General features: G+C 69.9%; 11 protein-coding genes. 4 read left to right on the top strand and 7 right to left on the bottom strand.

From position 1 onward, the window contains the following. Positions 1 to 36 precede the first annotated feature (36 nt). Both OP04_RS23400 and OP04_RS23395 read left to right on the top strand, forming a co-directional pair. Complete coding sequence (locus tag OP04_RS23400) at positions 37 to 714, top strand: GntR family transcriptional regulator (protein WP_051798748.1); 678 nt, start codon at positions 37 to 39, stop codon at positions 712 to 714. A gap of 576 nt (positions 715 to 1290) precedes the next feature. Continuing rightward, on the top strand, positions 1291 to 1926 hold the full coding sequence (locus OP04_RS23395; RefSeq protein WP_198153946.1) for an endonuclease domain-containing protein: 636 nt from the start codon (positions 1291 to 1293) through the stop codon (positions 1924 to 1926). A gap of 80 nt (positions 1927 to 2006) precedes the next feature. On the opposite strand, the gene OP04_RS23390 is transcribed toward OP04_RS23395, so the two are convergent. Then, entirely contained in the window at positions 2007 to 2576 is a 570-nt protein-coding gene (locus tag OP04_RS23390; RefSeq protein WP_033341891.1) for a TetR/AcrR family transcriptional regulator, read from the bottom strand. Between the two features lie 50 nt (positions 2577 to 2626). On the opposite strand from OP04_RS23390, the gene OP04_RS23385 reads away from it, so the two are divergent. After that, positions 2627 to 3121, top strand: a complete 495-nt coding sequence (locus tag OP04_RS23385) for an FBP domain-containing protein (protein WP_033341890.1) — start codon at positions 2627 to 2629, stop codon at positions 3119 to 3121. Positions 3122 to 3479: 358 nt separating this feature from the next. On the opposite strand, the gene OP04_RS23380 is transcribed toward OP04_RS23385, so the two are convergent. After that, positions 3480 to 5192, bottom strand: coding sequence for a thiamine pyrophosphate-binding protein (locus OP04_RS23380; RefSeq protein ID WP_085066692.1), 1713 nt, complete (start codon positions 5190 to 5192; stop codon positions 3480 to 3482). 207 nt (positions 5193 to 5399) lie between these two features. Here OP04_RS23380 and OP04_RS23375 point away from each other — a divergent pair, with 207 nt between their 5' ends. After that, entirely contained in the window at positions 5400 to 5582 is a 183-nt protein-coding gene (locus OP04_RS23375) for a hypothetical protein (protein ID WP_033341889.1), read from the top strand. Here OP04_RS23375 and OP04_RS23370 read toward each other — a convergent pair. The 5 genes from OP04_RS23370 to frc all read right to left on the bottom strand — a co-directional run bounded on the left by OP04_RS23370 (position 5572) and on the right by frc (position 11978). Next, the gene (locus OP04_RS23370) at positions 5572 to 6555 is read right to left on the bottom strand and encodes a TerC family protein (RefSeq protein ID WP_033341888.1); all 984 of its coding nucleotides are present in this window, start codon (positions 6553 to 6555) and stop codon (positions 5572 to 5574) included. The two genes, OP04_RS23375 and OP04_RS23370, sit on opposite strands and share 11 nt — an antisense overlap. Continuing rightward, positions 6552 to 6983, bottom strand: coding sequence for a hypothetical protein (locus OP04_RS23365; RefSeq protein WP_157240215.1), 432 nt, complete (start codon positions 6981 to 6983; stop codon positions 6552 to 6554). Before OP04_RS23365 ends, OP04_RS23370 begins: the two co-directional genes overlap by 4 nt. Before the next feature lie 14 nt (positions 6984 to 6997). Further along, positions 6998 to 8488 carry an Nramp family divalent metal transporter gene (locus OP04_RS23360; protein WP_198153945.1) on the bottom strand — a complete coding sequence of 497 codons (1491 nt, stop codon included), beginning with the start codon at positions 8486 to 8488 and terminating at the stop codon, positions 6998 to 7000. A 117-nt stretch (positions 8489 to 8605) separates the two neighbouring features. Further along, a complete protein-coding gene (locus OP04_RS23355; RefSeq protein ID WP_033341886.1) occupies positions 8606 to 10735 on the bottom strand; it encodes an acetate--CoA ligase family protein in 2130 nt (709 codons plus the stop codon). Between the two features lie 13 nt (positions 10736 to 10748). Continuing rightward, positions 10749 to 11978 carry a formyl-CoA transferase gene (gene frc / locus OP04_RS23350; RefSeq protein WP_033341885.1) on the bottom strand — a complete coding sequence of 410 codons (1230 nt, stop codon included), beginning with the start codon at positions 11976 to 11978 and terminating at the stop codon, positions 10749 to 10751. Positions 11979 to 12128: the final 150 nt, after the last annotated feature.

The raw sequence follows: 12128 nt of genomic DNA, 5'->3' as shown, positions 1-12128 counted from the left end.
GAATGCTCTCTTCACGTGCCCCTCGAGAGGACTCACATGGACGTCGCGTCCACGGCCCGCGAGGCGCGCAGCGTGCGCCAGCCTCTCGAACGCCCGGTCCCGCTCCGCCAGGCCGCCTACGACGTGATCGCCGAAATGATCATCAACGGCGAGCTGCAGCCCGGCGAACACCTGGTCGAGAAGGATCTCGCCGCCCAGCTCGGCGTCTCCCGCCAGCCGGTCCGCGAGGCACTGCAACGCCTGCACACCGAGGGCTGGGTCGACCTCCGCCCGGCCCTCGGCGCGTTCGTCCACGTCCCCACCGAGGACGAGGCCGACCAGCTGCTCGCCACGCGTACCCTCCTCGAAGCCGAGTCCGCCCGCCTCGCCGCCAAGAACGCCACCCCCGACCAGATCACCCACCTGTGGGAGCTCCAGCGCACCGGCGAGAAGGCGCTGGCCGCCGACGACCAGGAGGCCCTGGTCAAGGCGAACGCCGCACTCCACGCCCACGTCGCCGCGATGTCCGGCAACAGGGTCCTCGCCGACCTCATCGCCCAGGTCGACCGCCGCGTCCGCTGGTACTACCGCCCGATCGCCCGTTCCCGCGGCGCCGAGGCGTGGGACGAGCACCGCGCCCTCATCGAGGTCATCGCCTCCCGCAACGGCAAGAAGGCCTCCGACATGATGCGCCGCCACACCGAACGCACCCGCGAGACCTACCACGAACGCTGAGCCCGCCCCGCTGTGCCATCCGGGGCCGAGCCCCGGACCCACGGTCCGCCGGTGACGTTCGCCGCGCCTGCCGAGTGCCGGGCACTCTGTGCCCGAAATTTCGGCTTATCACGGTATTGCAGCCGAAGGTCCGGCCGCTGCAGCCGGCGAGCGACCCTTGATTGCGGTCCTGCCCGGACTGGATCAAGGCGGTATGTACGTGAGAGGCGTTATCCGGCCGGATAACGCCTCTCACGTACATGCGACGGTTGATCTTTCGACTGAGAATGAAGTGTCGGGGGTGGGCGGGATGATGCGCGGGTGTCCAGAGTGGCGGCGGTTCCCCAGAGTCTCCGATTCCTGCCCTTTCGAGGTGGTGAGGCGGTCGCGCGCGGTGTGGTGACCAGGTCGCGACTGCGATCGCCGGCGTGGCGCCGCCTCTATCGAGATGTGTATGTCGCGGCCGCAGAGTTCGATGCTGATGATCACCGCATGTGGTGTGACGCGGCGGCGTTGTCGCTTCCGGCCGGTGCTGCGATCAGTGGTGCGAGTGCGGCGTTCCTGTGGGGTGCCGGTTCGCCGGGCCGTGGTGCGCCGGTGACCGTCACCGTCCCGGCGCCGCAGCGGATGCGTGCACAGGACCGGCTGGTGGTGAGGCACCAACGACTGCCGCCGGAGGATGTGACCTCGTTCGCCGGACTGCCGGTGACCAGCCCGGCGCGCACCGCGTTCGATCTCGGCCGGCAGCCCGATCGGCGGCAGGCGATCATCGCGCTGGACGCGATGCTGCACCGGAAGCTGGTCAAGCAGGGGCGGCTGGCCGATTTCGCAGGAGGCCGGGAAGGCCGGCCGGGCGTCGCGCTGTTCACCGCGCGCCTGGCGGAGACCGAGCCGCTGACCGAGTCGCCGATGGAGACGCTGTTGCGGCTGCTGATCATCCATGCCGGACTGCCGCGGCCGATCGCCCAGCACGATGTCACGTCGAAGGCCGGGCTCTGGCTGGCCAGGGTCGATCTCGCCTACCCGGAGTTGTGCATCGCGATCGAGTACGAGGGCGATCATCACCGCGACCGGGACACCTTCCGGCAGGACATCGTCCGCAAGCGCCGCCTCGAACAGGCCGGCTGGCTGGTTCTGCGCTTCACCGCCGATGACATCTTCCGCACCCCGGCCGGGACCGCCCGCACCGTCGCTGCCGCCCGCAGTCATCGCCTCGCCCGGACTGCCCGCTGACCATGGGCCCCCAGATGCTCGCCGAGAGCCGCAGCGCCTCAGCGCCGGGAACGACGATGTGGAACCGCGGTCGCATGCGGCTATCGCGAAGGCCAGTTGCGCAGCAGTGTGTCGAGGCCGTCGAGGGCGCGGGTCCAGCTCTCCGCCGGCTCCGGATCGCTGTGGCTGAAGCCGCCGCCCGCCTCCAGGCTCACCCAGCCGTTGAACACGCTGCCCAGCAGCCGGACCGCGTGCGCCTGCTCCGCCTCGGGCAGGTCGTAGCCGCGCAGCAGGGCGCGCGTCATCTGCGACAGCCGGATCGCGCCGCTTTTCGCCGCGGTGTCCCGGTCGAGCCGCATCTGTGCGGCCGCCCATCGGCCGGGGTGCGCGAGCGCATAGTCGCGGTACACGTTCGCGAACGCGATCAGCGCGTCCCGGCCGGCGCGCCCGGCCAGCGCTTCGGCGGCGCGGTCGGCCAGCTCGTCCAGCGCCAGCACCGCGATGCGCACCCGCAGGTCGTGCCCGCCGGCGACGTGTGAGTAGAGGCTGGCGACCTTGACGCCGCACCGCCGGGCCAGCGCGGACGGTGTCACCTGGTCGAAGCCGGCCTCGTCGGCGAGCTCGGCGCCGACCTGGGCGACGAGCTCCGTGGTCAGTCCCGCACGAGCCATATCTCATTATGTATTTGCCTAAAGGTTTTAGGCAACCTAGCCTCGATCGTATGAGACCGCTGACCGAGCGAGAGATCCGCGCCGCGTTCGTGAACTGCTCCAAGGGCGAGGCCACCCGCCTCTCCGTCCCCCGTGACCTGCCCGAACAGCCCTGGGACGACCTCGACTTCCTCGGTTGGCGCGACCCCAAGGCGCCGGACCGCGCCTACCTGGTCACCGAGTCCGCGGACGGCGTGGTCGCGATCACGCTGCGCGTTCCCGCGCCGTCCGCGGCCCGTACCGCGCGTCGTGGGATGTGCGCGTTCTGCCTGACCGTGCACGACGGCGGCGTGCCGCTGATGGTCGCGCCGAAGGCCGGCAAGGCGGGTCGCCAGGGCGACTCGGTCGGCACCTACATCTGCGGCGACCTGGCCTGCTCGCTCTACGTCCGTGGCCGCAAGGACGCGGGCGCGGCCGGCCGCATGCACGAGTCGCTGTCGGCGGAGGAGAAGTCCGCCCGCGTCGCCACGAACGTCGCCACCTTCATTGCGAGGATCAAGAGCTAGATCATCTCCCGCTTCCGGCCCGGCCCGTTCGCTCCCGCGGGCGCTCGAGCCTCCCTGAGCACCCCGGACCTGACGCTCGTGCGGCGGGTGGTCCGCAGCCTGCTCAGCGAAGATCAAGATCAAGACCACATTCTTTTCCCGCTTCCGGCGTGGTGCGGCAGCGTTGCTCCCGCGGGCAAACCTCGCCGTCCGCCAAGACTTCGCCGGCGCTCCGCTTGCCTCCCGGCGTCGGAGCCGGTGCCGTCGTGGCCGGGGAAGAGCACGCGAGTCCGTGGCCACCGCGGTTCCTGCCGCGACCCCGGCAGCGCCGGGGCTTCCACGGCGCGCGGGCCCCGGACCGGGGCCCGCGCCGCCGGACCTACTTATACATCGTCTGGTTCATCGTGCCCGGTGCGTACGCGTCCGGGTCGACCCACACGTTGATCAGCGACGGCAGCCCGGACTCGCGCGCCCGCCGCAGCGCCGGCGCGATGTCCTCCGGGTTGCGGACCTCCTCGCCGTAGCCGCCGAGCATGCGGGCGAACTCGTCGTAGCGCACGTCGCCCAGCGTGTTGCCGACCCGGCCGCGGGCGTCGCCGTACTTGCGCATCTGCCCGTACCGGATCTGGTTCATCGAGGAGTTGTTGCCGACCACGCCGACGAACGGCAGGTTGAAGCGGACCAGCGTCTCGAAGTCCCACCCGGTCAGGCTGAACGCGCCGTCGCCGAAGAGCGCGACGACCTCCTTGTCCGGCCGGGCGTACTTCGCGGCCATCACGAACGGGATGCCGACGCCGAGCGTGCCGAGCGGGCCCGGGTCCATCCAGTGGCCGGGTGACTTGGGCTGCACCACGCCGCCGGAGAACGTGACGATGTCGCCGCCGTCGCCGATGTAGATGGAGTCCTCGGTCAGGAACTCGTTGATCTCGTGGGCCAGCCGCAGCGGGTGGATCGGGGAGGCGGCGGAGAGCTGGCGGGGGAGGCGCTTCTCGTACGCCGCGGTCTCCTGCGCGCGCAGCTCCGCGAACCACGCCCGCCGCTCCACATGGGACCCGGCGGCCGTGACCGCGGCCAGGATGGATCCGGGGTCGCCGACCAGCCCGAGGTCGACGTCGCGGTTCTTGCCGACCGTCCGGTAGTCCATGTCGATCTGCACGACCGTGGCGCTTGCGGGCAGGCGCCGGCCGTACCCCATCCGGAAGTCGAAGGGTGTGCCCACGATCAGGATCAGGTCGGCGTTGGAGAACGCGTAGCGCCGGGACAGGCTGAAGTGGTGCGGGTCGCCGGGCGGGAGCGTGCCCCGGGCCGACCCGTTCATGAACACCGGCACGTTCAGCGTGCGCGCGAAGTCGATCGCGGCCTGCGATCCGCGCCCGGTCCACACCTGGGAGCCGAGCAGCACGCAGGGCTTCGCGGAGCGGGCCAGCAGGCCGGCCAGCTTGTCGACCGACGCCGGGTCGCCGATGCTCTTCGTGGTCGTCCGGTACGACGACGGGATGACCGCGGACGAGAGCGGCACCTCGTTGTCCAGCACGTCGCGCGGGATCTCCAGGAACGACGGGCCGGGCGCGCCCGCGTAGCACTCGCGGAACGCCATCGACACCATGTCCGCCACGCGTGCGGTGTGCGGCACGGTCGCGGCGAACTTCGTGATCGGGGACATCATGTCGACGTGCGGGAGGTCCTGCAGCGACCCCATCCGGTGCTGGGTGAGCGCGCCCTGGCCGCCGATCAGCAGCATCGGGCTCTCCGCGCGGAACGCGTTGGCCACGCCGGTGACCGCGTCCGTGGTGCCGGGGCCGGCCGTGACGACCGCGCAGCCGGGCTTGCCGGTGATCCGCGCGTATCCGTCGGCGGCGTGCGCGGCGACCTGCTCGTGGCGTACGTCGACGACCGCGATTCCCTCGTCCACGCACCCGTCGTAGATGTCGATGATGTGGCCGCCGCAGAGCGTGAAGATCACGTCGACGCCCTCGGCCTTGAGCGCCTTCGCCACCAGGTGCCCGCCGGAGATGCTCTCCCCGTCCCGGCTGGGCTCCTTCAGGATCGCGTCGGTGGCGGCGGCGTCGGAGGACTGCGTTGCCTGAACCATGGTCCTCAACCTCTCTATCACGGTTGGAACATTGCATACCGTATGGCGTACACAACATCGTTGCTCATCGACGCGCAGCTGTCCAGAGCATCGAGTGGCATCAACCACTTGATCATCTACTGCATACAAAAGCCTGTATTCTCGGGAGTGGCCATGGTGGATCAACCAGCGGCCCGGGTACATCTGATTCCTGGAGGTGATGGCCTCATGTCCCGCGATTCCGCGTTCCGGCGGTTCCTGGCCGGACTGAAACAGCCGATGGGGTTCAACGCGGACGGCCGGCCGATCGGCGCCGGGCTGACCGCCGCGCTGCGCACACAGCGCGACGATCAGCCACCCGTTGCCGAGTACGCCGAACGACCGTCGGACCAGCAGCTGTTCAGTCGTTAGCGTCGACCAGGGCGGCGGGCGCTTCCGACGCCCGCCGCCCGTCCCGCGCCGACTTCCACAGGCTGGCGGCCGTGGTGATCGCCAGCGTGCCGACGATGACCCCCAGCGACACCAGGATCGGGATCTCCGGGGCCCAGGAGACGCCGTCGTGGTGCAGCGCCTCCAGCACCAGCTTCACGCCGATGAACGCCAGGATCACGGCCAGGCCCTTGCTGAGGTAGACGAGCCGGTCGAGCAGCGCGCCGATCAGGAAGTAGAGCTGCCGCAACCCCATCAGCGCGAACGTGTTCGCCGCGAAGACCAGGTACGGCTCCTGGGTCAGGCCGAAGATCGCCGGGATCGAGTCCAGCGCGAACAGCAGGTCCGTGGTGCCGATCGCGATGATCACGATCAGCATCGGCGTCACCATCCGCCGCCCGTCCACCCTGGTCAGCACCGCGCCGCCGACGTAGGAACGGGTGGTCGGCAGGATCCGCCGGGCGAACCGCAACGCCACGTTCTCCGAGAACTCGTCCTCCTCCTGCGGCCCGACCAGCTTGATCGCGGTGTAGACCAGGAACGCGCCGAACAGGTAGAACAGCCAGTCGAACCGCTGCACCGCGGACGCGCCGACCGCGATGAACGCGCCGCGCAGCAGCAGCGCCAGCACGATCCCGACCAGCAGCACCTGCTGGCGATAGCGCGTCGGCACCGCGAACCCGCTCATGATGATCAGAAACACGAACAGGTTGTCCACGCTCAGCGAATATTCCGTGAGCCACCCGGCGAAGAACTCGCCGGACGGGCCGCCGCCGGTCACCACCGCCACGCCGATGCCGAACCCGATCGCGGCCAGCACGTAGAACGTCACCCACGCGACGCACTCCCGGAACGAGGGCTCGCGCGGGTTGCGATGCACCAGCACGAAGTCCAGCCCGATCATGACCGCAAAACCCAGAACCGTCAGGACCCAGACCCACGGGGGTACGTTCATGAGCGCCGCCGCATCCGGTAGAGCGCGAGGCGCTCCCGCAACCAGAGGAAGCCGATCGCGTACCCCATGCTCACCAGGCCTTGAAACGCGAGGAACGCGAGCACGTCGTCCGGCGGTGTGGGCCGGCCGGAGACCAGCAGGCCGAACAGCACCTCGTGCAGCAGCCGGGCCAGCGGGAACGCGAACAGCCAGTAGAGCGCGACCGCCGCGAACACGGAGGTGCGGAGCACTCCGGCCGCCGCCAGTAGCTCGAATCCCGCGCCGGCCAGCCCCAGCGGCACGGCGAGCGCGAGCCCGCCGAGCAGGGCGTGCAGGGCGGACATGCCGAGCAGCCCGACCAGCCCGCCCGCGATCAGTCCGGAGCCGGCGCCGATCAGTGTGCCGATCACCACCGCGTCGGTCAGGAGCGGTGAGCGCGTCTTATTCACGGTGGTCGTCATGGTCAGCCCACGACCACGCCGAAGCGGACCAGGCTGAAGATCAGCATGCCGAGGTAGAAGACCGCCCCGAAGCCGATCACCAGGTTCTGGACGATCGACGGCCTGATCCGCTTGGGCAGCATCAGGTTGTTGACCAGCAGCAGCACCACGCAGTAGGCGCCCATCGCGAACGTGGACAGGAACGCGAGCAGGTCCAGGATCGCGCCCGGCCCGTCCGCGGGCCCGAACAGCAAAATCAGGATGCCGAACGTGATGACGCCCCAGAGGAAGCCGGCGTAGAGGTGCGACATCCGGAAGCGCTTCGCGCCCGGGATGAAGTGGTACGTCATGTCCGCCTGTCCCCGCGAGAACGAGTCGAACAGACCGAGCGTGGCGTTGATCCCGATCAGCGCGATGAAGCCGAGGAACACGTTGTGCAGCACCGGCGCGCCGGCCGAGGCGAAGCTGTCCGCCATCGCGTTGAGCGACGCCTCCCGCTCGCCGCTCTCGATCAGCGCGCCGACGTTCGGGTTCTGCCGCGCCGCGGCCTGGGCCAGCACCGTGAACGAGATGGTGACCAGCATGGTGATGCCCCAGAAGAGCAGCACCGCGTCGAACGTCACCCAGCGCCGCCAGCCCTTCCACTTCTTCATCTCGGCCGGGTTCTCGGTGTCGAACATGAAGCCGCGGGACGGCATCTTCTCCTCACCGCCGGAGCCGCGCAGACCGCGGACCTGGGGCAGGTGCGCGCCCATGCCGGCGCCGGAGTCGCGCAGGTGCAGCGTGTACCACATCTGCTGCATGCCGGACGGGCCGGCGAACGCGATCGACCCGACCAGGATCGGGAACCACGTCTCGGACATCGCGCTCTCCGGCAGGTAGCCGAACGCGAACATGCCGGCCAGCGTGGAGCCCAGGTCGGCCAGGTTGCCGACCATCGACGCGACCACCGCGGTGCCGGCCACCAGCACGCCGATCAGCAGGCCGAGCAGGTTCTCCAGCACGTTGTAGATCACCTTGGCGAGGCTGAACAGGATGCCGACCAGCACCAGCACCACGCAGGCGGTGACGGTCCAGGGAATGCCGGATATCGACTCGAACGCGGCCGCACCGGCGGACAGGTGACCGGGCCAGATGTAGACCAGGATCGCCACGGTGAAGAAGAACCACATGAGCGGCTTGAACACGCGGGCGGCGCCGAAGAAGATGCTCTCCCCGGTCGCCATCGCGTAGCGGGCCATCTCCAGCATCACGAACGCCTGGAGCGTGACGCCGATCAGGAACAGCCAGCGGATCTCCGGGCCGAAGACCAGGACGAGCCGCGGCCACATGTACGACTCGCCCATGCCGACGCCCAGCGCGACCAGGAAGACGGTGGGCCCGAGCAGGTGGATGGAGGGCGGTGGGTCGGGGAGTTCGCGGATCGGCATCGGATCCAGGCGTCCGGCCTTCCAGACGCGCTCGTTCTCCGTACCCGTGATGGTGGGGGTGGGGGTCTCTTGTTGTGAGTCCACGATGGGCCTCCTGAACAGGTACTCCGCGTTGAGTCACGGCCCGGGGGAGGGACGTCGGCCGGGCCGGTGGTGCGCGGGCCGGCCGCGGGGACGCGTGGCCGGCCCACCCGTGGGATCTCAGAGACGACCGGCGGCCCGCGCCCAGCGGTACTTCGCGCCGAGCACGGCGACCGGCTTCTCGGTGGTGTACGGATACGCCACGATCCCGTTGCGGTAGAGGTGCTCGCTGGCCTCCTCCACCTCGACGTCGCCGGACAGCGACGCCACGATCGGCTTGTGCACGCCCTTGGCCCGGAACTCCTCCACGACCTCCACGACCAGCCGCGCGAAGACCATCGGCGGCGTGACGATCGTGTGCCAGTAGCCCAGGATCAGCGCGTGCACGCGTGGGTCGGACAGGCCCAGCGCGATGGTGTTCCGATAGGTCTGCGGCGGCTCGCCCCCGGTGATGTCCACCGGGTTCCCGGCCGCGCCGAACGGCGGGATGAAGGCGCGGAACGCCTTGTCCAGGTCGTCCGGGATGGTCATCAGCGACAGCCCGTTCTCCTCGCACGCGTCGGACAGCAGCACGCCGGACCCGCCCGCGCCCGTGATGATCACGACGTTCTCGCCCTGCGGCGTGGGCAGCAGCGGGATGCCGCGCGCGTACTCCAGCATGTCGTTGAGCCCCGGCGCCCGGATGACGCCGTTGGACCGCAGGATGTCGTCGTACACGCGGTCGTTGCCGGCCAGCGCGCCCGTGTGCGAGCTGGCCGCCTTCGCACCCTGCGCGGTGCGGCCGGCCTTGAGCACCACGATCGGCTTCTCCTTGGACACGCGCGACGCCACCTCCGCGAACGCGCGCCCGTCCTTCAGATCCTCCAGGTGCATCGCGATCAGGTTCGTCGCGTCGTCCTGCGCGAAGAACGTGAGCAGGTCGTCCTCGTCGATGTCCGCCTTGTTGCCGACGCCGACGATCGCGGACACGCCCATGCCGCTGGACCTGCTGAACCCCAGGATCGCCATGCCGATGCCGCCGGACTGGGACGACAGCGCCACGCCGCCCCGCACGTCGTACGGCGTGCAGAACGTCGCCGACAGCCGCTGCGGCGTGTAGTAGTAGCCGTAGATGTTCGGCCCGAGGATGCGCACGCCGTGCCGGCGCGCGATCGCCACCACCTCGTCCTGCAACGCGATGTTCCCGGTCTCGCCGAACCCGGACGGGATGAGGATCGCCCCGGCCACGCCCTTGGCCCCGGCCTCCTCCAGCGCCTTCGGCACGAACTGCGCCGGGATCGCGAAGATGGCCACGTCCACGTCGCCGGGCACGTCCGCGATGCTGCGGAACGCCTTGCGCTCCAGGATCTCGCTCGCCTTCGGGTTGACCGGGTAGATCTCACCCTGGTAGCCGCCGTTGACCAGGTTCTTCATCACCGAGTTGCCGATCTTCCCGGCCTCGGCGGACGCGCCGATCACGGCCACGGACGCGGGCCGCATGATCCGGTTCATCGACGCGATGATCTGCTCCGGCGGGATGCGCTCGGGGCGCTTCGCGGCGTCGGCCGAGATCAGCATGCGCACGTCCAGCGCGACCGCCCGCTCCGAAGAGGCCAGCACCGGGTTGAGATCCACCTCGGCCAGCTCCGGGAAGTCCGTGACCAGGTCACCGACCTTGACCAGCAGGTCGGTCAGCAGGTCCAGGTCCGCGCCTTCCGCGCCCCGGACGCCGCGCAGGATCTCCGCGGCCGCGATGCCGTCCACCATTGACCGTGCGGTCGCGGGGGTCACCGGCGCCAGCCGGAACGTCACGTCCTTGAGCACCTCGACCAGCACGCCGCCCAGCCCGAACGCCACGATCTTCCCGAACGTCGGGTCCGTCACCGCGCCCACGATCACCTCGTGGCCGCCGGACAGCTGCTGCTGCACCTGCACGCCGAGGATCCGCGCGTCCGCCTTGTAGTCCAGCGCCGCGCTCACGATCCGCGCGAACCCCTGTGCCGCCTCCTCGGGGGTGGCCACGCCGACCAGCACGCCACCGGCCTCGGTCTTGTGCAGGATGTCCGGCGACACGATCTTCAGCACCACCGGGAAGCCGATCTCCTCGCCCAGCGAGGCGGCCTCGTCCGCGCTGGTCGCCAGCCCCTCACCGGGGGTCGCGATGCCGTAGGCGGCCGCGATCTGCCGGCCCTCCGGCGCGGTGAGCGAATCCCGCCCCTCGGCCAGCGCGGTGTCCAGCAGCCGGCGCACGGTGTCCTTGTCGTAGCCCATGTGAAGCGTCCCCTCAGATCGCGCGCGCCGCGCGCAGTTCGTCGACACCGGCCTGGTCGTAACCGAGCTCGCCCAGCACCTCGGCCGTGTGCTCGCCGAGCAGCGGCGAACGGGTGATCTCCACGGGCGAGTCGGACAGCTTGATCGGGCAGCCGACCGTCTTGTACGGCCCGCGCTCCGGGTGCTCGACCTGCACCACCGCGCCGAGGTCGGCCAGCGTGGCGTCCTCGATCAGCTCGCGGGTGGAGAGGATCGGGCCGCACGGCACGTTCCGCGCGTTGAGCAGCTCCATCACCTCCCACTTGGTGTGCCGCTCGGTCCACTCCTCGATCAGCGCGAACGCCTTGTCCAGCTTGTTCAGCCGGGCCTCGGGCGTGGCCCACTCCGGATCCGCGGCCAGCTCGGGGTGCCCGATCAGCTCCGCGATCGGCACCCAGCCGACCGGCTGGATGATCACGTAGATGTAGTCGTTCGGCCCGCCGGGGGAGCAGCGCACGGCCCAGCCGGGCTGGCCGCCGCCGGACGCGTTCCCGGAGCGCGGCACCTCCGCGCCGGAGGGCTGGTGCGGGTACTCCCCGAGCGGCCCGTGCGCGAGTCGCTGCTGGTCGCGCAGTTTCACCCGGCACAGGTTGAGCACCGCGTCCTGCATGGCGACCTGGACGCGCTGGCCCTTGCCGCTGCGCCCGCGCTGGAGCAGCGCGGCGAGGATGCCGGCGACCAGGTGGATGCCGGTGCCGGAGTCGCCGATCTGGGCGCCGGTCGCGGTGGGCGGGCCGTCCGCGAAACCGGTGGTGGCCATCGAGCCGGCCATGGCCTGCGCGATCACCTCGTACGCCTTGAAGTTCGCGTAGCGCCCCGGGCCGAAACCCTTGATCGACGCGTACACCAGGCCGGGGTTGATCTCCTGGAGCCGCTCCCAGGAGAAGCCGAAGCGGTCGACCACGCCGGGACCGAAGTTCTCCACCAGCACGTCGACCTTTTCGACCAGGCGGGTGAACACCTCCTTTCCCTGGTCGCTCTTCATGTTGAGCGTGATGCTGCGCTTGTTGCCGTTCAACATCGTGAAGTAGAGGCTGTCCACACCGGGCACATCGCGCAGCTGGCTGCGCGTGATGTCGCCGGTGCCGGGCGCCTCCAGCTTGATCACGTCAGCGCCGAGCCAGGCCAGGATCTGTGTGGACGAGGGTCCGGACTGCACATGTGTCATGTCGAGGACCCGGATGCCCTCGAGCGCCTTCTCCATGGGAGGACCTCCTGTGGCGACCGCTCCGCCGGGGCGGAACCGAGGATTGCATACCGTATGGGGTAGGCAATATCGTGCTCCTCATCACGTGATGTGTCCAGAGGGTTGCAGGACGTTTTCGTAGATGTAGATCGATCCCAGGGAGGGTCG

The sequence above is a fragment of the Catenuloplanes japonicus genome, assembly GCF_000717135.1.
In the GTDB taxonomy this organism is placed as follows: Bacteria; Actinomycetota; Actinomycetes; order Mycobacteriales; family Micromonosporaceae; genus Catenuloplanes; species Catenuloplanes japonicus.
This window is presented reverse-complemented; position numbering and strand designations above follow the sequence as displayed.